The organism is Lysinibacillus sp. G01H (assembly GCF_028872195.1).
Classification (GTDB): Bacteria; Bacillota; Bacilli; order Bacillales_A; family Planococcaceae; genus Lysinibacillus; species Lysinibacillus capsici.
On record NZ_CP118397.1, the window covers coordinates 1337535 to 1363826 of the forward strand.

The following is a 26292-nucleotide window of genomic DNA, read 5'->3' on the forward strand; positions in this document are numbered from 1 at the left end:
CCACAGCTTATTATAGACTAGCCTGCACAGAAAAAATAGCATCTCCATAAGCTAGTAGTATATGATGAAAAAGTAATAATAAAATTCTCATCTCTAATAATTATAATGAAAGAGTAATAGCTGTTGATTGACACTTTTTAGTTATTATTATAAACTAAGTTACGTTATGTAAGTGATGTGAAAATATATGTGCTCAGTTGGTGAATTTAGCCAACTGTTTCTATAGAAGGTTGGAGATTAATATGACAATTACGACTAAAGTGATGGACTTAGTGAAAGATAAAATGACATTAGTAAAGCATACAAATACAGAGAATATTTGCCTAGTTGGGCCAGTGAAATTACCTGTAAAACAAGGTGATTTTTCTGCAACTTTTCAATGGTATAACTGGCTTAAAATTGATGCGGATTTAACTAAAGAAGAAATCATTGATGGATTAGCCGCTGCCAATTTAGCATTTTTACAACAATCCTCTGTGCTTGTATATGGTGATTTTACCCATTCAGAAGGTGCTTTAATCCGAATGCATAGTATTTGTCACACAGGCGACATATTTGGCAGCCAGCGTTGTGATTGTGGATACCAGTTGCATGAATCTATGAAAATGATAGTTGAGCATGGCTGTGGAGCTATATTTTATTTAGCTGATCATGAAGGTCGTGGTATTGGACTATTCTCTAAATCTCTTGCTTATTTATTGCAAGAGGAAGGGCTCGATACAGTTGAAGCAAACCATGCACTTGGCTTTCCAGATGATACACGATCCTATGACGAAGCACTTGCGGTATTAGCTACACTGCGTACCAAACCAGTAACACTCATTACAAATAATCCGAAGAAATTGGCTGCATTACAGGCTCGTGGCATGGCTGCGGAAGGGCATGTTCCTTTATGGGGCGGTTTGACAGAGACGAATCGTTTTTATTTAGAAACGAAAGTTGAAAAATCTGGACATATACGTGAAAAGCAATAGGTGGAGGTTGCGATGATGATGAATGTAGATGAAAAGTATATGCAACTGGCTTTGGATTTAGCAGCTAGTGCTAAAGGAAATACGAACCCTAATCCACTTGTTGGAGCTGTAATCGTGAAGAACGGTGTGATTGTAGGTACAGGTTTACACAGAAAAGCAGGGGAACCACATGCTGAAGTGCATGCTTTTCGAATGGCTGGAGAGCATGCACTGGGTGCTACGTTATATGTAACGTTAGAGCCTTGTTCACATTATGGTAAGACACCTCCTTGTGCCAATTTAGTGAAGGAATCTGGTGTCAGTCGAGTGGTAATTGCTATGCAAGATCCAAATCCAGCAGTAGCAGGTCGTGGCATCCAATTGCTACAAGATGCTGGAATAATGGTGGAAGTAGGGGTTTTAGAGCAACAAGCGCGCCGTTTAAATGAGCGTTTTATTCACAATATGCTTACGCATCGTCCTTTTGTTATTTCAAAATTTGCTATGACTTTAGATGGGAAAATTGCTACGCATACAGGACATTCAAAATGGGTAACTGGAGAGGGTGCACGTGAGGATGTTCACCATATTCGTCATGAAGTAGATGGAATTTTAGTTGGCGTGGGTACAGTCATTGCTGATAATCCTTCTTTAACAACAAGACTAAAAGAAGGATATGGAAAAAATCCAACACGTATTATTATGGATAGTTCTCTACGTACACCTGACAATGCAAATGTCTTGAATACAGAGGATGCACCAACGATTCTTGTTTGTAGTGACGACGTAAGCCAAGAAAAAATTCATTTATTTACAGAAAAAGGTGTTACAGTTTTACCCGTACAAAAAAATGAATATGGATTACAGATTGATGAGATGCTTGAAAAGCTTTATATACACGGCATAACAGATATTTTGCTAGAAGGTGGAAGTAAAATGAATGCTTCCTTTTTACAGCAAGGTGCAATCGATAAATATGTAGTATATATAGCACCTAAAGTTTTGGGTGGAAATCTATCGTTAACGCCGTTTGCTGGCTATAATCCCTCTCTCATGTATGAGGCATGGAATGTTGACTTTGCTTCATTTGATAAAATAGGCGAGGATTTGCGTATTATTGCCTATCCAAAGCAGGGTGAAGAAAAGTGAACTATCAAGCAGATGTCTGTATAGTAGGGGCAGGTCCTGCTGGTGCATTGTTATCCTACCTACTTGCTAAAAAAGGGCTTTCAGTGATTTTATTAGAGCAAAATGTAGCACTTGGTCAGGCATTCCGTGGCGAGCATTTAAATGAGGAAGGGGAGGCTGTTTTAAAAAGCCACCATCTTTTCGAAGCAGTCGAGGCACTCGGTATATTACGAATGGAGAAGCTTGAGTATTATGCTGGTGGCAGAGCATTTAAAACAATTCTTCCAGATGAAGCAATAGGACATTTAGGCATTCATGTACCACAGGCAAATTTATTAAAAGGTATTTTACAAAAAGCTCAGCTGTTCCCTAACTTTACATGCCTGCTACATACAAAGGTTACAAAGCTGATTGCGGATGCTACAGGTCATTATAGAGGCGTTATGGCGATAAAAAGCGGAGACCCTATAAAAATCGATAGTCAGTTAATTATCGGTGCGGATGGTCGTTATTCTACTATTCGTAAGCAAGCACATATTGATGTTCAGAAACAGAAGCATGGCTTTGATTTACTGTGGGCTAAAATCCCTGCACCAGCTGATTGGGAACCATCTATAAAAATGGCACTCATCGATGATAAGCAGCTGTCATTGTTTACACAAGTTGGTGGTTATCTTCAAATAGGCTGGAATATTGAGCAAGGTAGTTTCCCTCAGCTTCGAAAACTTGCATTTACACCCTTTATCCAGCAGCTTGTGGAGGCATTTCCAGCATTAACGAAGACAGTACAGGAACAGATAACTTCCTGGCAGGATTTTGTTTTGCTTGATGTCTTTAGTAGCCATTGTAATAGTTGGGGGACAAAGGGCCTTGTTTTGCTAGGGGACGCCGTTCACACAATGACACCAACAGGCGCTTTTGGGCTGAATAGTGCACTAAAAGATGCAGATTGTCTTGCATCTTTGCTAAATAAAGACACACTAGCACAATTTAACGTACAATATTTTCAACAAATGCGTGAGCAAGCCATTGAGGAAGTATTAGCAAAACAAATTGAAAAAGAGCAGACATTTGCTTCTAACTTTATAAACAAGGCTTCGTGAAAGGACGAACAACTAGATGAAGTTTGGCTTTGATATAGATGACACATTAATTGATTTACGAGCACATGCCTTTTCGCTTTATAATAAAAAGCTTGGCAAAAATGTTTCCTTTGAAACCTTTCAAGCGATACAACGAGTAGAAATTCATGAACCATTTGGATTAACGGATGAGGAAGGTTCAGCCATGTGGAATAGCGCATTGGAAGAAATCTATTTTACGGACTGTCCATCTTTTGATGGTGCATTAAAAACCCTCCAAGCTTTAGCAGAGCAGGGACATGACATTTACTATATTACATCTCGTCCACAACAATATTGTGCGCAAACAAAAGCTTGGATGGAAGCACAGGGCTTTCCAATAACAGACGGTCATTTTTTCTGTGGCATGCAAGATGCAGAAAAAGTAGCCATTATAAAAGAGCTTGCTTTAGATATTTATGTAGATGATAAACCAGCAGTACTTGAGACACTTCATGATGTGACAACTAAGGTAATCTTAAAGAATCAATCTTACAACCAGCATGTAAATCTTCCACGTTTATATGATTGGCAACAGTTTCAAACAATGTTAACAAAATAAAGGATTGGTGCAACGTCTAACCGTTGTACCAATCCTTTTTTGCTAAAATCGACTAAGTTTAAAGGGAGATAAATCTTGTTTACTTTTGCCTTCTACAATTAAATCTGCAAGAGCTTCCCCAACGGCACTACTAAATTTAAAACCATGACCAGAAAAACCTGCAGCAATCACAATATTCTGATGTTCAGGTAAAAAGTCGATAATGAAATCTTCATCTGGTGTCATCGAATACTTACATGTTTTTCCGTATTTAAGCGTTCCATGCTGAGGCATAAACTGATCAATGAAGTTTTGTAAGTCAACAGCATCAGACGCATCAAACGGACATAGAGGGTCGTTTGGATTAACCACATCACCACCATCGTGTCGTCCAAGTTTTAACCCCGCTCCTTCAATACTTGGAAAACCGTAGTAGGTTGAATCGGCAAATTCAAAGCAATAGGCTGGAAAAACTTCATCACGATACAGCTGCTCATCTGCCTCAAACCATGCAAAGGTTTTCCGCGTTGGTGTAACGGGTATGCTCACGTCCACTGTTTGTAGTAGCTCTGTTGCCCATGCACCCGCCGTTACTATTAATTGCTTTGCTTTATAGCTATTATGTACTGTTTGTACCTGTACAATATCACTAGCTTGGATAGCCAATACTTTTTCATTTGTTCGGAGGCTTGCACCCGCCTCTAAGGCTAATTTTTTATAGGCTAGGATACATGCTTCAACACGAAGGACACCAGCAGTTGGTTCAAAGCAAGCAACTAAATTTTTTGGTAAGAATAACCCTGGCCATTTGTTCATCGCCTCAGCAGGTGAATAGTGTTCAAGTGCTAAATTATAGAGCGCAGCACTAGCCTTCACATTTTGAATAAAGGCACATGTTGGCGCTCCAATATTAACTACACCAGTTTGTAAAAATAAGCTTTCATTTGCTAATGACTCTAGCTCTTGCCAAAGCTCGCCAGCTCTTTTTACAAAAGGTACATAGCTAGCTCCTTCACCATAAGCAAAGCGAATGATTCTTGTATCCCCATGATGACTACCTTCTTCATGTGGTGGAGTAAAGGCATCTAGCATAAGTACATTTTTCCCTTCCTTTGCTAAATAGTAACCAGCCGCCATCCCCATGGAGCCAGCACCAACTATTATGACATCATAGTCCATTCTAATCCCTACTTTTTTGCTCTAGTATAACAGATTTTTAGAAAAGGAAACAGAAATTTTAGAAAATAAATAGACACAGCACCTGCAATCCGAATGGACTAAAGACGCTGTGTGTTGTAGATAGCTACTATTTTGAGCTTGGTAAAATTTTATTAAGGAAAATCGCTACGAGCGCAGCGGTTGCAATAGGCGAACCAAATAAATACTGCACAGTTGTAGGTAAGGAATACAGGAAATCATCAGGCAATAATGTCAATGCTAACGTTAAAATAACAGGAATCGCGATGACATACATTTCCTTTTCACCAATATGTTCATTTTTCATGACCTGTAAACCACTAATGGCAATGATGCCGCAGACGATCACAAATACACCACCGATAACAGCTGAAGGAATTGCTGAGATGAGTGCTGCTAGTTTACCAGAGAAGCCGAAAACGATAAACCAAATACCTGCAGCTATAAAGACACGACGGCTTGCAATCCCAGTAATAGAGATAACACCCGCATTTGTTGAGTAACCAGTAACAGGAGTGGAACCAAATAAAGAAGCAATAAAGCAGCCAATTCCTTCACCAATAACACCACGATTAATTTGTTTATTTGTCAAAGGTTGGTCGATGACATTGCTAATAGCAAACCATGTTCCTGTTGTTTCTGCCATTAAGACAATATATATAATGACCATTGTGATAATAGCAGAAAAATTAAAGCTAAAACTAAAATCTGCAAATGGAATTTGTGGCATGCTAAACCATTTGGCTTGCGATACAGGAGATAAATCTAAAACACCCATGATATTTGCTGCAATACTACCAGCAATTAAGGCAATGATGACAGAAGCAATTCGGAATAGACGTCCTTTTTGATGGAAGACTGTGCCTAACATGACACAAATAATTAACACGAATGCTGTGATCAGCGCTAAATAAATGTTTTGATTTATGGATGCACCTGCTCCATTAAAAATATTATCACTTAAACCAACAGGCATTAAGGACAGTCCTACTACAAAGATAATCGTTCCACCAACAATTGGTGGAATAAATGTTTGGACAATTTTATTGAAGATTCCTGTATAACCTAAAATAATAACCAAAATGGCTCCAATTAAACTAGCACCTAGCACAGTACTCCAGCCTAAATCACCACTACCACTTGCTGCATAGATCCCAACAATGGCTCCAAGTGGAACATAAGATGGACCTTGTGCCATCGGTAATTTCATACAAAAATGTGTTTGCACAATTGTCGCGATCCCAGCAGCAATAAAGGTTGATTGAATCAATGCGCTTGCCTGACCAGTTTGTAGACCGATTAGCATGGCAATTAAAAAAGGCACCACATAAACATCCATCGCCATAACATGCTGTAAACCGAGAAGAGCAGACTGACCGAGCGAAATTTTTTCATCTGGTAATACGGTTAATTGTGTTTGTTTTGTTTGATTAGTTAGTTTTCTATGTTGTGTTTCCACGATGTTGTACACCTCAAAATGATAGATTTTTATTATAGATTAAGAGAATGATTAGCCTCTCGTATGAACTTTATTTCCTTGCACCCATACCTCGCGGATATTTTCTGGGCGTACAAGATACATGATTTTTTGGAATATATCGTGTAAATCTTCATTTTGATCAAAAATCGGAAGCCTAGCAGTAGGAATTTTTGTATCGATAATTTGTACATCCCATGTATAGTTTTCCTGTAAACGGCCAATTGGAAGACTTAAGCTTTCTCCACCACCAGCTGTCGCAAGATAGAAGGCCTCATTTATTGTAATGCGTGAATTTGGGACACCACGCTTTTCGGCGGAAATGGATGTATCTACACCATCCTCTAGCATTCTCGATGACATAACAGCTTGTCTTGCATTATCAAAAAGACTTGGTGAAAATCCGCCTGAAACATCTGAACCTAGTCCAATATCAACGCCCATTGCATGAAAGCGGGCGATTGGAATCACGCTGTTAGCAAAATAGGCATTAGAGATTGGACAATGGCCTATGGCAGTGCCAGTTTCAGCAAATAATCTGGCATCCTCATCGCTTAAGAAATTACAATGAGCCATGACAGATTTATCACCTAACAAACCAAAGTCATGTAAGGCAACGGCATCATTTTTGTTGAATCGTTCTTTGACGTAGCTGTGCTCCCAGTCACTTTCACTACAGTGTGATTGAATATGTGTATCGTATTTCGCAGCTAATTCACCCAAACCCTTTAAGGCACCGTCTGTACAGCTTGGAATAAAGCGAGGAGTGACAACAGGATAAACACCCTGTTTAGTCGTTTTGGCTAAATTTTTTACAGCTAAAATAAATTCCTCCGTATCCTCTAATGCGGTTTTTGTGTTTTCATCTCGATAAAAATCTGGATTCTGTTCAGGATCGTCCATGACTACTTTTCCGACTAATCCTCGCTGACCCTTTTCAGCACAGATTTTCGCTAAAAGTACACTGGCCTCCTTATGAACTGTCGCGAAATATAATGATGTAGTTGTACCATTGGCAAGTAGTGTGCTTACTAAATCCTCATAAACTTCTTGAGCAAATGCTAAATCGGAGAATTTTGATTCGATAGGGAAAGTATATGTGTTTAACCAATCGTAAAGGGGAATGTCTAAAGCTGTCCCAGATTGTGCCCATTGAGGTGCATGTACATGCAAATCGACAAATCCTGGTAGGAAATATTGCCCTTCAGCTAATGCGTGGAAGTTATTTTGATCTTGATATGTAATTAATAGTTGTTGGTAATCAGCTTGTTCAGGAGCGACAGTTTTAACAATCATGCCGTCAGCATTAATGAAAAATAAATAATCCTTTAAAATGTGAACGTCAGTAGCAGATTTACTAGTAAAAGCTGTTCCTTTGAAAATATGCGTATATTCAGACATAAAAACCACCTTAATGTTCGTTTATTGATAATAACACGGATTATTATAGGCTATAAAAACTATTAAGTCTACAAAAAACGAATATTAGTATGGTGACTAAAGAAATACATGCACCTTTTTAACTACATTTTTACAGCTTTGACAAGCGTTGATAGATAACAAAAGAAGGCACCTTTTTGAGAGTGCCTTCTTACTACATGATGGATTCATTGATGATGTGAAGAAAGTTATTAAAGGATGTGGAGTGATGCAATTCATTTTTTCTTGTACAAAGGTAGATCGGTCGTTGGATATCAATGTCATTAATAAAAACGCGGGCAACTTGCTGCTGTAGAATAAAGCTAGAAGCTGCTATGGATGGTGCTAGCATCGTACCAAAACCTGCTGCAATGGCATGTATGGATTCATTAATCCCGTCTAGCTGTAAACCTACTTTCGGTGGAGGAATTTTATGCACTTTACATAGGGCATTTAAGTATTCTTTTGTGGAACTACCATCCTCCCTTGTGACGAAGGGCTGCTGCATAAGTTCTGCAAGGGATACTGTTTGACCTGCCAGATGATGATTGTACGGCACAATAAACCAATAATCCAAATTCATTAGAAATTGATAATTAATATCAGCATGATGTCCATCTTCTTTGACGATAAAAGCTAAATCAGCTTTATAATGAAGTAAATCCTCAATCACTTGCTGGGAATTGGCGGTCTTTAAATGAATATGTGTGGCTGGATAAACTTGTTTAAATTGAGCTAACCACTTAGGTAGTAAAAAATGGGAGGGAACATGTGTCGAGGCAATTTGCAATTCTTCATTGCCTGTATTTTTAAGCTGTTCAACTTTATTTTCAATATCAGTTTCTAGATCAAATAAGCGCTGTGCTTGTTTGTATAAAAAAGTACCATTTTGTGTTAGCGAAATGCCCCTACCTTTGGCTTCTAACAATGTCAAACCTAGTTCTTTCTCTAAATTTCGAATTTGAATGGTTACAGCAGGCTGACTAATCATAAGTGTCTGTGCCGCTTTGGAAACACTATTGTGTTCAGCCACCTTTGTAAATAAACGTAGAGCATGTAAATTCATGTCGTTACACCTTTCATAAATTTTTTTTATGCTTTTATATACATTATATATTAGATTTATTAATTTGCGCTCTGTATCCTTTTAATTACAGTAGAATAATATGGGAGGGGGTTCATCATGAATCGACAACATATAGGGATTGTCTTTGGAGGAATTTTATTATTGGTTGTTGCAATGGGGATTAGTCGATTTGCCTTCACACCGATTCTACCCTTTATGCGTCATGATGTAGGATTTTCATTGGAAGTGGCTGGGTTTTTAGCTTCAAGCAATTATATTGGTTATTTCATTGGCGCATTATGGGCAGGGTTCATTTATCGTCAACGTAAAAATGTTTTAATGGCAAGTGTTGTTACCAATGTCCTATCTGTTATATTAATGGGCTTAATAGAAGTGTATAGTGTCTGGCTAGTTCTGCGTTTAATTGCTGGCATTACAGGGGGCCTTATTTTTGTGTTAACATCGAGTATTATTATGGATTACTTGGCGAAGCATTCATTATCACGATGGTCTGGCTATGTATTTAGTGGCATAGGCTTAGGGATTGCTATTTCAGGTTTATGTGTACCTGCTATAGAAGCAAAATTTGCTTGGCAGGGTGCATGGTTGGGCTTAGGAATTTTATCAGCGATTTTTTTATTTATCACCTCTTATTTATGGAGAAGTTTAGTGGTGCAGGACAGCACAAAAGTTACGAAATCTCTTGATACAAAAATGACAAAGGGTTTTATGCCATGGCTGATTTTATCCTATGGCTTAGAGGGGTTAGGCTATATTATTACAGGTACTTTTTTAGTCGATATTATTCATAATATTCCTTCTCTTCAAGCTTACTCTTCCTATAGCTGGGTCATTGTGGGGCTAGCGGCTATTCCATCTGCTCCTGTTTGGACGGTCTTATTAGAGAAGTTTTCAGCTATAAAAATTTTGTTTGTGGCGTACATACTGCAGGTGGTTGGTATCCTGCTACCTGTTTTTGCGCAAACGGTATGGAGCGTTTTACTAGCATCGTTTTTATTCGGTCTAACCTTTGTAGGAATTGTCACGCTAACTACTTCCTATGCAAGACAGCTTTTCCCGACAAAGAGCGGATTGGTTGTTTCCTTATTAACAACCTTTTATGCTTTTGGACAAATTATTGGACCGATCATCGCAGGAAAACTGGTTGAAGTTTATAGTAGCTATAAAGCAGCACTTGTATTTGCTGGTGTCATTGTGTTTCTTGCATTGCTCGTTATGGTAATTGGTAGATGGCTAACTGTAAAAAAAGAAGCTGTTGCTGAACATACAATTTCTATATAACGCATAAAAGCCAGAAATCCTATTTGGATTTCTGGCTTTATCATTTACTTAAAGAAGCCGTGCCTCTATCTACATGATATTAAAAAATAAAATAAAAGTCTATATATTTTTTTCTTTATATGGAAAAATAGACAAGTGCACAAAGAACGTAACGTTACGATTTTACTTTGAAATGGGGACTTTATATGAACACAGAACAAGCCATTCAACGCTGGAATCGATATGCGGAAAGGTATACAGCTAACTACGATGAGCAGGGTGACATACATCGTGTCGTACTGTTAAATCCCACTATCTTTTCTTTGCTAGGAGAGGTAGATGGAAAGCATCTATTAGATGCAGGATGTGGAGAAGGCTATTTAAGCAGATTGCTGGGAAAGAAGGGTGCAAGAGTAACAGCTGTTGATTTTTCACAAAAAATGCTAGATATTGCTATGCAAAGAACACCACAGCAGGAAGCTATTCAATTTTTACACGGGAATTGTGAAAATCTATCATTTTTAGCAGATGAACAATTTGATGGTATTGTTTCAAATATGGTTCTCCAAGATTTAGAGGATTATCAGGGTGCTCTATGTGAGATGTATCGATTATTAAAACCTAATTGCACTTTTATTTTTTCAATTTTACACCCATGCTTTGTGACACCAAATAGTGGATGGATAAGACATGAGCAGCTAGATCAACAGTATTGGAAAGTCCAACGTTATTTTTATGAAGGGGAGTATCACCAGCTAGATGCTGACCCACCGATCGTTCTATACCATCGAACATTAACAAGCTATGTGCAAGCAATTAGGCAAGCTGGATTTACTATTGAGGCTATTGTAGAGCCCAAGCCATCACAAGACATGCTAGAGAAGTATCCTCAATTTGTGGAAGATTTGCATTGTGCAGATTTTATTGTTTTTAAATTAAGGAAATAAAGGAGAAATAGCCATGCGTTTATTTCATGTCAGTGAAGACCCTACTATTATGATTTTTCATCCTCGACTGCCTGAACGACCAGATTTAGATGCCACAAAATGGCTAGTATGGGCAATCAACGAAAGATGCTTGCCAAACTATTTAACGCCAAGAGATTGTCCGCGTGTCTGCTTTCATGCAGGAGACCAAACAACAGAGCAGGACAGGCAGCACTATCTACCTCAAGCTTCACATGTAGTAGTTATAGAAAACAAGTGGTTGGAAGTATTGAAGACTACAAGTCTTTACCTATATGAGTTTGATAGTAATGGATTCACTTTACAGGATGATATTGCAGGCTATTATACGAGTGAAATAACACAAATGCCCTTCAATGTCTCTGAGATCAACGATATAACGAAAGCATTAAGAGAACGGAATGTTGAATTGCGAATCGTAGATAGCTTATGGGAAATACATGATGAAATCCAAAATACAAGCTTAAATTGGTCGATGTGCAGAATGCGCTTTGCACAACCGAGATTCTAAAATCAAGCCTCGTTATGCACCTATTGCATGGACGAGGCTTATTTTTTATTAGACAGTAGATGTTTGTTCAATTGGTGCTGAAGAGATATTGACTAATTTCTTGTCTTGATAGGTAAAAATATAGTCATAGTTAGTTGTTTCATTGAGCATCGTAGGTAAATAATATTTTAAGTCCGCAATCCCTACATTTTCAGGGTGGAAAATCCAAGTAAGCTCCTTCCAATCAAGAATGCCCTCAGCAACCTTTATCGGTGTTACATATGTAAAAGATTCAGGTAGTTCCGCTATAAATGCATACATACAGCCATAATTAACAACGCCATCTGTCCAGGTTATTTTACCCTTATAGGTAATATCCTCAACCGTAATGCCTGTTTCTTCTTTAATTTCTCGTAAGGCACCAGCTAATGGTGTTTCATTCTGTTCAATTTTGCCACCTACACCATTCCATGCTCCCATCCATTGTGGCTTGTCTCTATTTAGTAAAAGGATATCATCACCCTTTTTCAGAAAACAAATTGTAAATTCAGCCAAGTTTGTTCCTCCTTTTTTAGTTATCTGAATTGGCAGGAGACCAGCCAGTCTGCTGACTCCAATGATTTGCTTGTTTTAAAATTTCCCATATAATCGATTCTTTAGATTTTGTATAGTGTTGACGATTAAGTTTGTATTTCTTAGCCAATTCATATTTTACCTGCTCATAGCGATGACAGTAATCTGGATGACAGCGCAAAAAATCTCGAAATAATAAGGCTAGCTGCTCTGCCCAACTCCCAGCTTGTCGAACATGAATATGTACTCGTTTATCTCCTGAAGCCTCTCGAAAATAGCGTTTAGACTTGTCTGGATTTTCTACTCGATAGCTAAAACCTAGAGATTCTAATGGAGCTTTAAATGCTGCCAATGGTGTAAACGATGCGACGGATATTTGTATATCAATTACAGGTTTTGCTGCTAAGCCGGTTACAGCGGTTGAGCCAATATGATCAATTCTCAGCGCTATGTTTCCTAAGGCCTCCCGCAATTGACAGCCTATGCTCTGAAATTCCTTAGCCCATTCATCTGTATAAGGTAAAATCAAAATAGGATCAGGCATTTTATCTCCTCCCTTAGTCCTCATAAAATTATTGTAGCACGCGTGTTATAGTGGAATAAAGATAGTAGAGGGAGTGAGAAAACGATGATTTTAATAAGTGCTTGCTTAGCAGGTTTAAATGTTCGTTATAATGGCACAAACAGTCTAGATGAAAAAATACAAAAGCTTGTGTTAGAAAATAAAGCTGTCACGGTTTGTCCAGAGCTGATGGGAGGTTTTTCAACGCCACGTGAGCCCGCTGAAATTGTGGGAGGCAATGGACAAGATGTACTTGATGGCAACGCAACAGTGGTTGAAAGTTCTGGACAAGATGTCACAGATTTATATCTGAAGGGAGCCTATGCAACCTTACAAAAAGCGCTTGAGGTGGGAGCAACTCATGTCATTTTAAAGGAATATAGCCCATCCTGTGGCAGTGCAAAGATTTATAATGGTAAGTTTAATGGAACAAAACGAGCTGGTGAAGGAGTAACTACGGCTTTGCTGCGAAGAAACAATATTATCGTGCTATCTGAAGAGAATTTTTTGGAATGATTAAAGATGAGGCCCCTAAACTAGTAGGGGCCAAAATATTTATTCAACAATTAATATGCGAGGCGACGTTTTAGCAATTACTTTGGTCGAAATCCAGCCGCCCAAAATGGCAGCTATCACACTTACAAAGCTTATACCGATACTTGTTGGCCAGTTGATAACAAGCGGTAGTTCGAGTAAGCCATAATCTAAAATAATCGACTGAAGTGCAAGAGGAATTAATTTTATCCCGATAAAGATTCCTACTAATGCACCTATTATGGATAGAATTAAAATACCTATTGTAATCGACCATCTAATATTTGTAGAGCTCATTCCAATGGATTTATAAATGCCATACGTGCTACTTTCTTTTCTAACATTAATTCGCGATACACTAAAAATAATAATGCAGGTTACGATGATAAATAAAATACCAACGATTGAAAGGGGAATGACTAAAACGGCCACGACTTCTTTAAAGACGGCATCTAATAATAGCTGTTGTGTGACAGCTGATACAGAACTTTTAAAGTGCGTATTTAAATCCTCAACGAATGGCGTAGCGACTGTTTCATCTAAAAGATTAATCATACTTACCTCTGAAGTAGTATAGGTAGTGTTATAAACTTTAATAACCTCTGCTGTAATTCTTGCTGAATTCGACATGTTCGCTATAGATTGATAGATTCCGGTCACAATAAGAAAATGCGGTTTCCCCTCAAGATAAACTTCTACAATATCGCCTATATTTTTATTTAAAGCGCGAGCGACATTGAGTCCAATCGCGATTTCGTTCTTACTGATTGGATTACGGCCAGACATTGTTTTATAGCCAGCAGCATCAAAACTACCCTCGATTACATTGACATTAATATTTAATGGAGGATGGCTGTCATTAGGAAGTACGCCTGTGAATTGATCAAGCCATGCATGATCCTTAACCAGTTCATCAGCCTTTAAAAAATCTTCAAAATGTCGTTTTGAGAAGGTTTCTTTATTAGATACTGTTACTACTACATGTGAGTCATCATATCCCCATGAAGGAGATGTTTCCTTGATGGAAATAAAACTATTTAATATGACTACACTAAAGACTAGTATGGCAGATGTAATGGAAGTAAGTGCAATGACAAGGATAGAACTTTTTATGTTTTTTGTGATACTTTTAAGACCAATTTGAAGTTGAATCGGTAGACTACTTAATCGAAATAATCTATTCGAGCTGTTTCTGCGCCGATTCATTTTACTATTTGCACTTTCTGACATCCCATATTTGATGGCTTGAACAGGCTCTACATTTCGAGCCTTGTGTGAGTAGAAATAGGCAGTGAGTAGCACAATGCCAAATAAGATGAGAGCAATCACCATATTGAGTAGAGTATCTTGATGTATGGTTAAATGATTTCCTGCCTTCATATAGGATAAGGAGCTTTCTATAATTATTCTGGAAAGGAATTTACTAATGATGATGCCAGGAATAATCGCGACAGCAGATAACAATCCGAATTGCAATACATAAGTGATACTTATCTCTCGAGAAGAAAGACCCAAAGATTTTATAATACCTATTGTTCTGTAATTCGTTAAAATGGCATCGGAAATGCTAAAGCCAATAACAAACAAGGAAACCAAAAGCATAGCTATACCAAAGGCGATCATAATAAAGCCAATGAATTTATTAATAATCAAATAAAAAGAAGCCATTTCTTCATATTCCATTTTAGATTCAAGATAAGGTCCCTGCAGATATTTTTCAAAATCAGCCCAATAATTGGTGTTTTGCTGATAGTCATTAAAGCGTAATGCCATCATGTACTGATCAGAACCTGTTATGGTTGCTAAATGCTGTTGATAGTCAGTATTGTTCATCCAGATACGGGCATTTGTTGTAAAAGGGCCTCCATATGGCATATCAACCACAATACCTGACACTGTTAAATTAAACGTGCTCTCACCTGTATGAAATTCAATTGCATCACCGAGCGAAATGGTAGCGCTTGATGCCAATGATGTGGGAATCCAAATCGTACCCTCAGGAGGAGAGAGTTGCTTTTCACCCTCAGAAAATAGTAATTGATCAATTATAAACGGTGTATTTGGCGTATTCATCATAAATAAATAGATATTGGATATTTCTTTCCCATTGAGGGTAAATCTAGATAAATTTCTATAGGGTATGAGACTGGAGGTAGTCACGCCTGGTTGCCCCTGCCACCAATCGTTTACAGCGATCGGGTTATGAATATTGTTACCCATTGTTAAAATTTGATGGGCACCATTTGAATCATGATGAGCCTTTTCAAAAATATTGTTTGTATTGGTCAGTATAGTGACAGAAGTCGCCAGTAAAAGTGTTGATAGAAAAATAAGGACAACCATTAGTCCATTTTGTATTTTCCGTTTTCTTATATAGGAAGAGCAAAGGGTAATAATCGCGTACATTTTTTACTCCTTCCCGGCAACATAAGAAAAGATAATGTGTTCCCGTTCTTGTATGTTGGTATGATCATATTTTTCAAAGTTTAAGATCCCATCTATCTTTCCATCCTGAATGATGATTAGGCGATTCGCACGACAAGCTGCCTTCATATCATGTGTAATCATGACAATGGATTGCCCATTTCTATTTAAATTCGTTAAGGTATCTAATACTGCTACACCTTGATCAAAATTTAAACTGCCAGTAGGTTCATCTGCAAATAACACTTCAGGATTGTTGACCAATGCTCTAGCAATGGCAGCTCTTTGTTGCTGTCCACCTGATGTTTGAGAGGGTAATCGATTTCTTTGCTTTTCAAGTCCCATTAAACTTAGTAGTTGCTCCGCTTTTTGTATGACTTCCTTTTTATTTTTTTTCGCGATGTATCCAGGAAGAGCAATATTTTCTAGTAGCGTCATATCTGGAATGAGATTGCTACTTTGATAGATATAGCCAACCTTCTGTGAACGAAAGGTAGCTAACTTTCGTTCAGAAAAGGTATCAAGTTTTTCTCCTTGAAAATAAACTTCACCTGCTGTAAGGGCATCAAGCCCACTTAAAAGATAAAGAAGCGTTGATTTACCAGAACCAGAATTCCCCATAATAACGGTGAAATCCCCTTTATAAATGTCCACATTCATATTCTTAATAGCATGGAATTGTTCGCTGCCTGTTGAATAGGTTTTACATAAATTTTGGGCTCGAATCAGTATCTCTTTTTCCAAGATAAGGCCTCCTTGACTCATTTTCTTTAGTGTAATATGTAATTATTAGTAAGCCCTTATGAAATTATTAATAAATTCTTACAGAAGAGTAACCTTTCTTAATAGTAAACGTTATAATATGCGATTTAATAGATGTAATAAATAAGGAGGTTAGAGATATGCCCTTAACATTTGCTCATCCAGCGGCAGTCTTACCTTTTTCTCGAAAAAGTAAATATATCCGTTTTTCTGCATTGGTTTTAGGAAGTATGGCTCCAGATTTTGAATATTTTTTAAGAGGTCGGCCGATAGGGGAGATTGGTCATACCTTTGCAGGGTTCTTTTTATTCAATCTTCCGCTCGTTCTTTTAATCTACTTGATTTATCAAAGGTTTATCCAACAGCCAATCATGAGCCATTTACCACAGTTTTTACAAGATACAGAAAGCCATCAAATTGCAGGAAATAACATATGGAAAATCTTTGTTTTTGGCTATTCTGCATTGCTGGGCATGTTAACACATGTCATATGGGATTCATTTACACATCAAAATGGGCTTATGGTGACAAAACTCCGAGTTCTTACTCAAACATATACTTTCTTTGGCTATCAAATACCGATTTATAAATTTCTACAACACGGGAGTACATTGCTAGGAATTGTGCTAATCTTTGGATATGTATATTACAGAGCAACTTTAAGCAAAGATAAAAAAACACCAGCTATATCTTCACGGAAAAAAATCATCTTTTGGAGTTTACTAGCTGTTTTAACGCTCGGATATGTATGTCTATGGCAGCTTATTAACGGCATTTCTTTAAGAAATTATGGAGTATGGGTTGTCCGTATTATCGATTCATTCTTTGGTAGTATACTTACCCTTTCTTTCTTTTTAGCATATAAGAAAAGAACGTTGAAAGAAAAAAAGACTTCCTAAAACGGGAGTCTTTTTACGAGATTGGAAGTATAAGTGTAAAGGTAGTGCCTTCATCAGGTTTACTATGAAATGAAATGGACCCATGGTGCGCTTCCATAATATGCTGACAAATGGATAGGCCAAGTCCTGCTCCTTCATTTTTAATGACTGATTCACTTCCAGGTTGCCGACCTCTAAAGTAACGTTCAAAAATAAAAGGCATATCTTCGGGAAGCATCCCATTTCCAGTATCTATTACTTGGATATAGAGTGATTGATTTTTGATATAGGTAGTAATGGTGATGGTATCTTCATGAGAAGAATGCTTTAACGCATTGGTAATAAGATTGGAGATCACCTGCTCTAGTCGATCCGCATCTACTAGAATAAGGACATTAGGAATCCTAGTAGGTCTTATAAAATGAATATTGGTTGTTTGGACATAATATTGAATTGGTTTCAAAATGTTTGTAAGAACGTCTTGGCTATATTGTTCTTTTAAATGGATCGGGATATGACCAAGCTCCTTTAAGGTATGAATAAATAAATCATCAACTAGCCTCGACATCTTATCCGTATTAGACTGCATGATTTGAATATAGGCCATAAGCGAATCTTCATCTCGACAAATCCCCTCTGAAATAGCGTCTAAATATGCTTTGATGGTGGTTAAGGGAGTTCTCACTTCATGAGATATATTAGATATGAGTTTCTTTTGAGTTTGCTCTTGTTCATTGTGCTGGATGGCTAACTGTTTAATCTCTAATCGCATTTGATCAAATACTGCATACAATTCACCAATCTCATCAATTTTCGAGTGGATGGTAATTTGTTCGTAATTTCCTTTTACAATTTCCTCTGTGTTGTCCTTCAGCTCATGTAAAGGCTTTAAAATATCTTGATGAACTTTCCTTACTATGAATAGGGCAAGGCAAATAATCAAAAGACTCAAGAAGCTAATAAAGACTAATAAAAGAATTGAGCTGGAATTCGTCTGTTTTAAAGGAAAGAGAATGTCTTTGTTCAGGGAAAAAATAGCATTACCTATTTGTTCATTGTTTTCTCCATTCATAATCGGAAAGGCTATATTAATCTTTCCAAGCTCTTGTTGTGAGGTAAATAAATCATAATGTATATCATGTTTAATATGAATAGTTGAAACATCATTTTTAATTGAAGTGTAACTTACTGTTCCATCTAGTTGAACTACTGTAATATCAATATTCTTGTCATCACTCATTTGTTGTAGCGTGCTACGTATAGCCGAATCTAATGCTAAATTTGGAAAATGATCTTCTATGTACAATAATAATGGATTTACTGATAAACGAATTTGATTAATAACATATCTATCTTGTGATTCTTTTTGAGAAGGCTCTGTTGCAAAGAATAGTGAAAGGACAACGATAAACAATAGTACAACACAGATTAATAGGGCCCATATCCACTTACTCATCCAATTTTTTAGGTACATTTGATTCTCCTATGAGTGATTGGCTGTACTGAATTTATATCCGACTCCCCAAACTGTTTGAAGATAAACAGGATGAGAAGGGCTGACTTCAATTTTTTCTCTAAGCCTTCTAATATAAACCGTAATTGTATTTTCATCTCCATAGGTCTCATAACCCCAAACGGCATCAAGTAACTGACCTTTAGAGAAAACTTGATTTCTATTTTTAGCTAGGAAAAATAGCAGTTCAAACTCTTTTGCTGACAGTGGTATTGGCTTGCTATCACGTAAAAAAATATATTCCTGTTTATTTATGACCATATTATCTATGTGAATGACATCTACTCCCATTTGACCACCATTATGCTGAAGCCATCTATCCTGTCTTCGTAAATGAGCGTTTATTCTCGCGACAAGTTCACTTAAAGAGAATGGTTTTGTCATATAATCATCTGCTCCAAAACCTAAACCCAGTACTTTATCTGTCTCACTTCCTCTAGCACTTAAAATAAGAATGGCAACATTGCTATTTTCACGGATTTTACGACATATTTCAATGCCATCACAATCTGGTAGAGAAAGATCAAGGATAATGAAATCAGGTTTAGATTCTTGCAAATAATGGATTGCTTCATGACCTGTTCGAACAATATGAGAATCGAACTGATGAACACTTAAGTAGTCCCTTATAATATTAGCTATATCATTTTCGTCTTCAACAATTAGTACTGTGATGTTCCTGTTGCTCATACATACTATCTCTCCTTAGTAAGATGTCTAAATCATTTTCTTCGGTTGACTAGGAAAAAAAACAAAACAATGATAAGGAATGCATAAATTATAATCCATGTGTATTGCCAATAAAAAACATTGGGTATCACTTCAATTTGATCGCCCACACTCATCATTTCTAATGAAAAATGAAGAGGAGGCAGTAACCAAAGAAGTCCAGTTAGAATAGAATCTTTTAAAGTAGCGATAACGACAGAAATAATAAGGATGCCTATTACACCCCACCATGTATTTCTTCTATTTTTCACGAGTTCCCTAGTAAATAAAGCAGTGAGTGCAATGGCAAGTAACGATAAACTAAAATGAGACAAGAAACCAAGTAAAATATGTAATAGTTTAGGCTTCTCAAAAAATGCCTCTATTAGGATTGGATAGATGACAGAAACACAGCTTAGGCTAAAGGCAAGCAGCCCACAAATTATGAATATCCCTAAATTGTAGTCTAATGTTTTTTTCGTATGAAGGGTAGTAATCATTTTTTGTCCTTCATCTTCAGCATGAAATAATGTAACAGTAAACCAGCCCATTAAAAAAAAGAGCACAAGAGATGTAAATGAATAACTATCTAATATTGGATTAGGGACAAAAGTATAATTAACGATAAGACATAGAATGAAGATTGTAAAAGGTGGAACGTATTGATAGGTTCTTAAATAATTTATCAATTGATAACGTACTAAACTGCTCATCTTTTTCGATTCCTCCTTTCAAAAATGAGAAGAGAATTGTTCTTTTTTGTAGTGGACAGTAGCTAAATATTTAATTGAAGCATTTTGTTGTAATAATTTCAGTAAAATTTGATCTGAATCCTTTGCTGGAACAATCGTCACTATTTCATAATGTCCATTCACTAAAAGTTGTTGTTGTTGAATCTCTATCGAAGGTATGATTTCATCGAGTAATGATAGGCTAGCAATCTCAAAAATTAATCGATGCGTTGGATTGCGATCGAAATCCTCTATCTGAAAGATCGTATTCTCTTGAATAAGTAAAACGGAGTCTACAAGGTTTTCGAGTAATTTGGTTTCATGACAGGTTAAGAGGATACTGAGTCCTTTGCTTCTTACTCTAGCTAAGATTTGTTCGAAATCATTTTGTGCCTTGGCATCAAGTCCTGACAATGGTTCATCCATTATCAGTAGATCAGTTTCTTCTAGCATCGCCTGCATAATCATCACCTTTTGCTTCATCCCTTTAGAGAAATGGACAATCCTTGTATCTTTTTCCTCTTTTAGTTGAAACATCTCAAGTAATTCTTCTATCTTCTGCAAAAGCTGCTTTTTAGCCATACCTCGTATACAGCCCATGTGATAAAGATATTCTTGAGGCGTAAATAAAATATGAGTAGGAGTTATTTCTGGTACATAGCCAACTTTTAATGATGTTTTAAGCTTCACAATAGAACCACTGTCTGGTTTAATGAATGCTGCAATAATTTTGAGTAAAGTGCTTTTTCCAGAACCATTTTTCCCTACTAGAGCAATGATTTGATTGGACGCAATTGAAAACGATACATTCTCTAAAATTTTTTTCCCATTGTATTGTTTACAGATGTTTTGTACTTCCAAAATAGTAGTCATCTTCACACACCTTTATTTTTGGATAATTCTTCTCCATAAAATAATTATAATGAAAATCGACCATTCACTTCAATTAAATTGGTTATATTTCCTGTTTTTAGTTATTTCAATTACATAAAAAAGCTCTGCCTTTCAAATAGCAGAACTTTTAAGGATTGATTACAACGAACGATATTTTTTTAAACTGATAATATTTAATGTAATGAAAACAATGGCAAAACAAGTAAGAATGCTGAGATTCACTATAATATCAGGAAGTGAATAACCTTTATACATTACACCATTCAATGCGTCCGCAGCATAGTATAGAGGCATGATACGCCCAATATTTTGAAGCCATTCCGCCATACTATCCAGCGGGAAAATACCCGAAAAGAACACTTGAGGAACAATAACAAGCGGAATAAATTGCATCATTTGAAATTCTGAAGCGGCAAAGCTAGATAGCAACGCACCTAAGGATAACGATACAAGAGCGACCATCATATTGATGAGTAGGACAAGCCAGATGGAGCCTACATGAACAATATCGAGCACATAAATACCAAACAGGACGATAATAATTGTTTGCAGGAACGCAAATAAACCATAGCCAACCATATAGCCTGCTACAATTTCTGAGCGTTTAATCGGTGTCGCTAGTAAACGCTCCAATGTTCCAGAAGTACGCTCCTTTAATAAGGCAATGCCAGTAATTAAAAAAACAAAGAAAAAAACAAAGAAGCCAATGAGCATAGGACTAAATATATCAAAAATAGCCGTATCCTGATCTCCATAAACATAGTCCGTTTTCATACTACCTATAGAGGCTTGTGTAGGCTGTAAGATTTGAGCAAGTTGCATCGTTAAAGCCTTTGCACGAGAAGGATCATCATTTAATAAAGTTAACTTACTAGTATTTTGCTCTACAGCTAGCCAACCACTATACTCTTTATCTTGTAGCTGTTTTTTTGAAAAACCATTGTCCACGATAATGGTAAGATCAGCCTCTTTTAATTTGTCGATTAATGGGGCGGGCGCATTAGAGACAACAAGTGTGACGGAAACCTCGTTACTATTAAAAATAAAATACATTAAGGACAAGACAAGAAGTGGAGCTAAAAATAATAGAGCAAGTGTCCGTCTATCTCTTTTCATTTGTTGGATGATTCTTGTGATGATAGCACCTATTCTCATTGAACGTCACCTCCAGCTTTTACAAACACCTCATCAAAGTCTTTTGCTTGATAATGATCTTTTAACTCTTGTGGGGTACCCTGTGCAATAATATGCCCACTTCTCAGCATGGCCAATTGATCACATCTTTCCGCTTCATCCATCGCATGTGTCGTCACTAAAATGGTTTTTTGTTCTTGATCTTTTAAACGAATAAGTTCTTGCCAAATTTCCTTTTTTAAGACAGGATCTATCCCCACCGTTGGTTCATCCAAAATGAGTAATTTAGGATTTTGAATAAGGGCAATAGCAAGAGATAATCGACGTTTCATTCCTCCCGAATAATTTTCCACTTTTAGTCGTAAGTCATCTGTTAAACGAACGAGGCTTGCCGCATAGGCTACTCTTTCTATTCGTTCCGCCTTTGCTAAGGAATAAAGCTTTGCAAAAAAATGTAGATTTTCTTCCCCAGTTAAATCTGTATAAAGTGCATCTGATTGTGCCATATAGCCAATGTCATTTAATAATTGTCTATGAGGAACATTCAAATCTAACACTTGAATAGTACCACCATCAGGTTTCAGCATTCCCATAATCATTTTGATTAGTGTTGTTTTCCCACAGCCTGACGGACCGAGTAAGCCCATTAACTGTCCTCTAGGAACATCCAAAGATAGGGGAGCAATAACTTGCTTATGTTGAAATCGTTTTTCGAGAGATTGAATAGAGATTGCCTGGTTGCCCATATGGTCCTCACTCCTTCACTGAACACAATGTTGATTTGATAAAAATTTTACGGTAGCATGTGAGCAAATACAATCAACAGTTTGCCAGCAAGTGTTAAGTAAATGGAGGGAATTATGTGTCTGTACATGAAAAAATGAATTTTGAAACGAAGCAAGCCATTAAAAATGCTTTTATACAACAAGTAGAGGAGGTAGGCTTTGAGCGTGTGACTGTAAAGAATTTAGCGTTAGTAGCTGAAATTAATCGTGGCACGTTTTACTTACATTATTCAGATAAATATGATGTGATGGAGGACTTGCAGCAAGAGCTATTAATGGAGTTGGAGCGCTATGTCAAACATGTTCAGCCGTTAGATGCTTTTCAAACGCTAAAAATGGGGCAACTCTATCAGCCATTTATCAAGGTGATAACGTGTATAAAAGAGCATGCACCAGCTTTTCGTATGTTATTAGGAGAGCAGGGGAGTCCTAGCTTTACACAAAAGGTGAAAATGATCTTTGGGAGTCATATTTTGGACAGATTATCGCTTATACGCAAGGAAGCACAAGATCCCGAGTTTCAGCAATATATACAAGCCTTTATAGCATCCGCCATTTTAGGGGTCATTCAGCAGTGGTTGGACAAGGGGAACGAGAACTTAACGGTAGAAGAAATGGTCGCTCTACATTTTCGATTAATACGTTTTTTAGGAAATGTAGTAGGTACTATTTAATAGAAAACCGCTACAGTACTGGAACTGTAGCGATTAGAAATTAGAGATGTAAATCTCGCTTTACAAAAAAACGAATGGCTAGACTATAGCAAAGCAAACCAATAAGTAAAAGTGTACCTAGCATCCACCAGCAAGAGCTATTTTGTTGGATTAATTGAACGGAATCGAACAATGAATAGATTGTAATGTATTGTAATTTGTCTAGTGAACCACCCATATTGCTCAGTGCCTCAATCAGATAAAAGACAATGGGAATGCCAGCACTATAGGCATAAGATGTTCTTAAATCTTTGCTGCTGCAAGACATAAGAAAGCAGAATCCACTAATGGCAAAGTGCAATAAAAATAGCCCGAAATTTAACAGCAGTAGAGCCGTTATGTCCAGCTCATTAGGGAATAACATTTCCGTAAAGACAATCATGACCAACGTAGTAACAGCAAGAAGTGTAAAAAGACTAATGATCAAAAATAGTGCTTGTGTAAAGACAATTTTAAAACGTGTATTCGGTGTAGCGATTAAATATGCCATCGAACCATTATCAATATAGCCCATGATGAGCTTATTGGCTAACATGATAGAAAATACCATAGGAAGAATCATTAATAAAAATCCATATAAATAGGTGGAGAGAAATTCTATCAAGGTATCGCCAATGCTGGTCATACCAAAGGCTGCCATCATCTCAGGCATTGTTTCTGTTAATTTTTTTAGCGTATCCGTCATTTCTGGGTTATACATATAAATCACACTGACAATATATAGCATTAGTACACCTATAATAATGGTGAATAGTTTAAGAGAGGCTAATAACTCATGCTTGAATAAGGTAAAATTCATGATTGAGCACCTCCACTTTCGTAATAATGCATAAAAATATCTTCAAGTGATTGGGAAATAACGTCTAAGTCTATAATTTTATAATTAGATAGCGTATGGAGAAATGCTTGAAGGTCTCCCATTATAGTAATCATCACTTTTGTAGAAGAGATTCGTTCAAGTACATATTCCTCATCAAGGAAGCGAGTCAGCTCTTGCTCATCTTGAAACTCAAGCATGTATTTTTTAGATTTACGTTTCTTTAAATCTGTAATGGTTTCAGTCGCTACGATTTTACCTGCATTAATAATCGCTACACGATCACAAGTTTTCTCTACTTCTTCAATCATATGGGAGGACATAAAAATGGTTGTTCCTTTGTTCTTTTCAGCTAAAATGAATTCAATAAATTTTGTTTGCATGAGCGGGTCTAAACCACTAGTAGGTTCATCTAGAATGACAATTTCGGGATGATGCATGAAGGCACAAACTAAGCCAACCTTCTGCTTCATACCTTTCGACATTTTTTTTATGAGCCCAGAAGCATCTAATTCAAAGAAATGCATTAATTCCTCGGCATGCGTGTAATCATTCATACCTCTTAACTTAGCAATAAAGTGAATAAATTGCTTACCCGTCATTTTATCAATAAACGCAATTTCTCCAGGTAAATAGCCAACAAATTGTTTAATGGTTGCAGATGCTTCCCGACAATTTAAACCGTTAATGAAACAAGAGCCCTCAGTTGGCTGTAAAAAACCCATTAAATGGCGAATGGTTGTGGATTTTCCTGCCCCATTTGGTCCTAAAAAACCGAATACTTCACCCTTTGGGATTTGTAGATGAACATTTTGTATACTATAAAAATCGCCAAACTTTTTAGTTAAATGGTTTACTTCAATCATGGACACGACACACACCCCATTTTATTGATACAATAATGTTTTCAAAAATAGAAAATATTCACTAGCCTCCTCCATGCATTGCTCAATTAATTCGTTAAAGAGCTCTTGATTATCTGCATGCGCTTTTAATCTTTCCTCATAACGATGACTGATGCCATCTGTTACCCATTGAATGGTATCAATTGCCTTTTTTATTTCCAAATTTTCTCGGAATAAACTCGTATCAATTCCTTCAAATGCAGTTGCATAAGCATTTTTTTGAAAAGCGGCATTGTAATGATTTAGTTCATCTCGTACCTCAGAGCTTGTTTCAGCATAGGCCTTTTTCAAAAAATCAAACAGCGCATGATATTGCTTCATAAGATCAATTTTAATTTTCATGATCTGTTCATAACGCTTAAAAATATCAGGCTCTGCTAAATCAATTTGGCGATTAAGTGCCTCGGAGAATATAGTAGTTGTATAGTCATATAAGAAAAGATATAAATTTTTTTTACTACCAAAATAGTGATATAAAATGCCCTTTGAAATATTAGCATTGCTCACAATTTTGTTTGTTGAAGCGGTAGCATAGTTATTGAGTGAAAATTCCCTTAAGGCAGCATTAATAATTGCTTTGCGCTTTTCTTCGGTTAAATTCATAAAAGCTTGATACAATTTTTTACTCCTTTCCATGCTATTTTATGCCATTATATAGAAATTGACTACTGTGGTCAACGTGATTTGGAAAAATAAAAAAGAACATGATTGTGACCATTTC

The 26292-nt window shown here is 36.8% G+C and carries 27 protein-coding genes; 10 read left to right on the forward strand and 17 right to left on the reverse strand.

What is annotated here, in order from left to right:
• The first annotated feature begins 242 nt into the window (after nucleotides 1-242).
• Genes PSR12_RS06460 through PSR12_RS06475 form a run of 4 tightly spaced genes read left to right on the forward strand, consistent with a single transcriptional unit; the run spans nucleotide 243 to nucleotide 3764 of the window.
• On the forward strand, nucleotides 243-974 hold the full coding sequence (locus tag PSR12_RS06460) for a GTP cyclohydrolase II (RefSeq protein WP_004232304.1): 732 nt from the start codon (nucleotides 243-245) through the stop codon (nucleotides 972-974).
• 15 nt (nucleotides 975-989) lie between these two features.
• Nucleotides 990-2102, forward strand: a complete 1113-nt coding sequence (ribD, locus tag PSR12_RS06465) for a bifunctional diaminohydroxyphosphoribosylaminopyrimidine deaminase/5-amino-6-(5-phosphoribosylamino)uracil reductase RibD (protein WP_274773435.1) — start codon at nucleotides 990-992, stop codon at nucleotides 2100-2102.
• Entirely contained in the window at nucleotides 2099-3184 is a 1086-nt protein-coding gene (locus PSR12_RS06470) for an FAD-dependent monooxygenase (RefSeq protein WP_221680498.1), read from the forward strand. The genes ribD and PSR12_RS06470 overlap by 4 nt, the downstream gene beginning before the upstream one ends.
• A 16-nt stretch (nucleotides 3185-3200) precedes the next feature.
• Complete coding sequence (locus tag PSR12_RS06475) at nucleotides 3201-3764, forward strand: 5' nucleotidase, NT5C type (protein WP_221680499.1); 564 nt, start codon at nucleotides 3201-3203, stop codon at nucleotides 3762-3764.
• 42 nt (nucleotides 3765-3806) lie between these two features.
• Here the strand turns inward: PSR12_RS06475 and solA are convergent, their stop codons facing one another.
• From solA to PSR12_RS06495, 4 genes are all read right to left on the reverse strand, one after another.
• Nucleotides 3807-4922, reverse strand: coding sequence for an N-methyl-L-tryptophan oxidase (gene solA / locus PSR12_RS06480; protein WP_274772158.1), 1116 nt, complete (start codon nucleotides 4920-4922; stop codon nucleotides 3807-3809).
• A gap of 127 nt (nucleotides 4923-5049) precedes the next feature.
• The gene (locus PSR12_RS06485) at nucleotides 5050-6399 is read right to left on the reverse strand and encodes a uracil-xanthine permease family protein (protein WP_221680501.1); all 1350 of its coding nucleotides are present in this window, start codon (nucleotides 6397-6399) and stop codon (nucleotides 5050-5052) included.
• A gap of 51 nt (nucleotides 6400-6450) precedes the next feature.
• Complete coding sequence (guaD, locus tag PSR12_RS06490) at nucleotides 6451-7818, reverse strand: guanine deaminase (RefSeq protein ID WP_274772160.1); 1368 nt, start codon at nucleotides 7816-7818, stop codon at nucleotides 6451-6453.
• A gap of 193 nt (nucleotides 7819-8011) precedes the next feature.
• Nucleotides 8012-8902 (reverse strand): LysR family transcriptional regulator, encoded by an 891-nt coding sequence (locus PSR12_RS06495; protein ID WP_274772162.1) that lies wholly within the window; start codon nucleotides 8900-8902, stop codon nucleotides 8012-8014.
• Between the two features lie 117 nt (nucleotides 8903-9019).
• Between PSR12_RS06495 and PSR12_RS06500 the strand changes: the two genes are divergently transcribed.
• The 3 genes from PSR12_RS06500 to PSR12_RS06510 all read left to right on the forward strand — a co-directional run bounded on the left by PSR12_RS06500 (nucleotide 9020) and on the right by PSR12_RS06510 (nucleotide 11659).
• A complete protein-coding gene (locus PSR12_RS06500) occupies nucleotides 9020-10204 on the forward strand; it encodes a YbfB/YjiJ family MFS transporter (protein WP_274772164.1) in 1185 nt (394 codons plus the stop codon).
• A 185-nt stretch (nucleotides 10205-10389) separates the two neighbouring features.
• Nucleotides 10390-11130 (forward strand): class I SAM-dependent methyltransferase, encoded by a 741-nt coding sequence (locus PSR12_RS06505; protein ID WP_221680505.1) that lies wholly within the window; start codon nucleotides 10390-10392, stop codon nucleotides 11128-11130.
• Between the two features lie 13 nt (nucleotides 11131-11143).
• Nucleotides 11144-11659 (forward strand): DUF6886 family protein, encoded by a 516-nt coding sequence (locus PSR12_RS06510; protein WP_221680506.1) that lies wholly within the window; start codon nucleotides 11144-11146, stop codon nucleotides 11657-11659.
• Between the two features lie 48 nt (nucleotides 11660-11707).
• Here PSR12_RS06510 and PSR12_RS06515 read toward each other — a convergent pair whose 3' ends face one another.
• A complete protein-coding gene (locus PSR12_RS06515) occupies nucleotides 11708-12193 on the reverse strand; it encodes an NUDIX hydrolase (RefSeq protein ID WP_221680507.1) in 486 nt (161 codons plus the stop codon).
• A gap of 16 nt (nucleotides 12194-12209) precedes the next feature.
• Entirely contained in the window at nucleotides 12210-12755 is a 546-nt protein-coding gene (locus tag PSR12_RS06520; RefSeq protein ID WP_221680508.1) for a GrpB family protein, read from the reverse strand.
• 84 nt (nucleotides 12756-12839) lie between these two features.
• Here PSR12_RS06520 and PSR12_RS06525 point away from each other — a divergent pair, with 84 nt between their 5' ends.
• Nucleotides 12840-13289, forward strand: coding sequence for a 2-thiouracil desulfurase family protein (locus PSR12_RS06525; protein ID WP_274772169.1), 450 nt, complete (start codon nucleotides 12840-12842; stop codon nucleotides 13287-13289).
• 39 nt (nucleotides 13290-13328) lie between these two features.
• On the opposite strand, the gene PSR12_RS06530 is transcribed toward PSR12_RS06525, so the two are convergent.
• Nucleotides 13329-15713 carry an ABC transporter permease gene (locus PSR12_RS06530; RefSeq protein WP_274772170.1) on the reverse strand — a complete coding sequence of 795 codons (2385 nt, stop codon included), beginning with the start codon at nucleotides 15711-15713 and terminating at the stop codon, nucleotides 13329-13331.
• Between the two features lie 3 nt (nucleotides 15714-15716).
• Nucleotides 15717-16475: an ABC transporter ATP-binding protein gene (locus tag PSR12_RS06535; protein ID WP_221680511.1), complete on the reverse strand. Its 759-nt coding sequence runs from the start codon at nucleotides 16473-16475 to the stop codon at nucleotides 15717-15719.
• Between the two features lie 158 nt (nucleotides 16476-16633).
• Between PSR12_RS06535 and PSR12_RS06540 the strand changes: the two genes are divergently transcribed.
• A complete protein-coding gene (locus tag PSR12_RS06540) occupies nucleotides 16634-17392 on the forward strand; it encodes a DUF4184 family protein (RefSeq protein WP_274772172.1) in 759 nt (252 codons plus the stop codon).
• Between the two features lie 13 nt (nucleotides 17393-17405).
• Here PSR12_RS06540 and PSR12_RS06545 read toward each other — a convergent pair whose 3' ends face one another.
• The 6 genes from PSR12_RS06545 to PSR12_RS06570 form a co-directional block, all read right to left on the reverse strand.
• Nucleotides 17406-18845, reverse strand: a complete 1440-nt coding sequence (locus PSR12_RS06545; protein WP_274772174.1) for a sensor histidine kinase — start codon at nucleotides 18843-18845, stop codon at nucleotides 17406-17408.
• A 9-nt stretch (nucleotides 18846-18854) separates the two neighbouring features.
• Nucleotides 18855-19574 (reverse strand): response regulator transcription factor, encoded by a 720-nt coding sequence (locus PSR12_RS06550; RefSeq protein WP_257521396.1) that lies wholly within the window; start codon nucleotides 19572-19574, stop codon nucleotides 18855-18857.
• 32 nt (nucleotides 19575-19606) lie between these two features.
• A complete protein-coding gene (locus PSR12_RS06555) occupies nucleotides 19607-20305 on the reverse strand; it encodes an ABC transporter permease (RefSeq protein WP_221680515.1) in 699 nt (232 codons plus the stop codon).
• 18 nt (nucleotides 20306-20323) lie between these two features.
• Nucleotides 20324-21196, reverse strand: coding sequence for an ABC transporter ATP-binding protein (locus PSR12_RS06560; RefSeq protein ID WP_257521397.1), 873 nt, complete (start codon nucleotides 21194-21196; stop codon nucleotides 20324-20326).
• Between the two features lie 159 nt (nucleotides 21197-21355).
• A complete protein-coding gene (locus PSR12_RS06565) occupies nucleotides 21356-22372 on the reverse strand; it encodes an ABC transporter permease (protein ID WP_221680517.1) in 1017 nt (338 codons plus the stop codon).
• Nucleotides 22369-23097: an ABC transporter ATP-binding protein gene (locus PSR12_RS06570; protein WP_221680518.1), complete on the reverse strand. Its 729-nt coding sequence runs from the start codon at nucleotides 23095-23097 to the stop codon at nucleotides 22369-22371. The genes PSR12_RS06565 and PSR12_RS06570 overlap by 4 nt, the downstream gene beginning before the upstream one ends.
• Nucleotides 23098-23213: 116 nt before the next feature.
• Here PSR12_RS06570 and PSR12_RS06575 point away from each other — a divergent pair, with 116 nt between their 5' ends.
• Nucleotides 23214-23810: a TetR/AcrR family transcriptional regulator gene (locus tag PSR12_RS06575; RefSeq protein WP_221680519.1), complete on the forward strand. Its 597-nt coding sequence runs from the start codon at nucleotides 23214-23216 to the stop codon at nucleotides 23808-23810.
• A gap of 40 nt (nucleotides 23811-23850) precedes the next feature.
• Here the strand turns inward: PSR12_RS06575 and PSR12_RS06580 are convergent, their stop codons facing one another.
• From PSR12_RS06580 to PSR12_RS06590, 3 genes are read right to left on the reverse strand one after another with little or no spacing between them, the layout of a single operon-like run.
• Nucleotides 23851-24648, reverse strand: a complete 798-nt coding sequence (locus PSR12_RS06580) for an ABC transporter permease subunit (RefSeq protein WP_274772176.1) — start codon at nucleotides 24646-24648, stop codon at nucleotides 23851-23853.
• A complete protein-coding gene (locus PSR12_RS06585) occupies nucleotides 24645-25532 on the reverse strand; it encodes an ABC transporter ATP-binding protein (protein WP_274773437.1) in 888 nt (295 codons plus the stop codon). The genes PSR12_RS06580 and PSR12_RS06585 overlap by 4 nt, the downstream gene beginning before the upstream one ends.
• 21 nt (nucleotides 25533-25553) lie before the next feature.
• Complete coding sequence (locus PSR12_RS06590; RefSeq protein ID WP_274772177.1) at nucleotides 25554-26189, reverse strand: TetR/AcrR family transcriptional regulator; 636 nt, start codon at nucleotides 26187-26189, stop codon at nucleotides 25554-25556.
• Nucleotides 26190-26292: the final 103 nt, after the last annotated feature.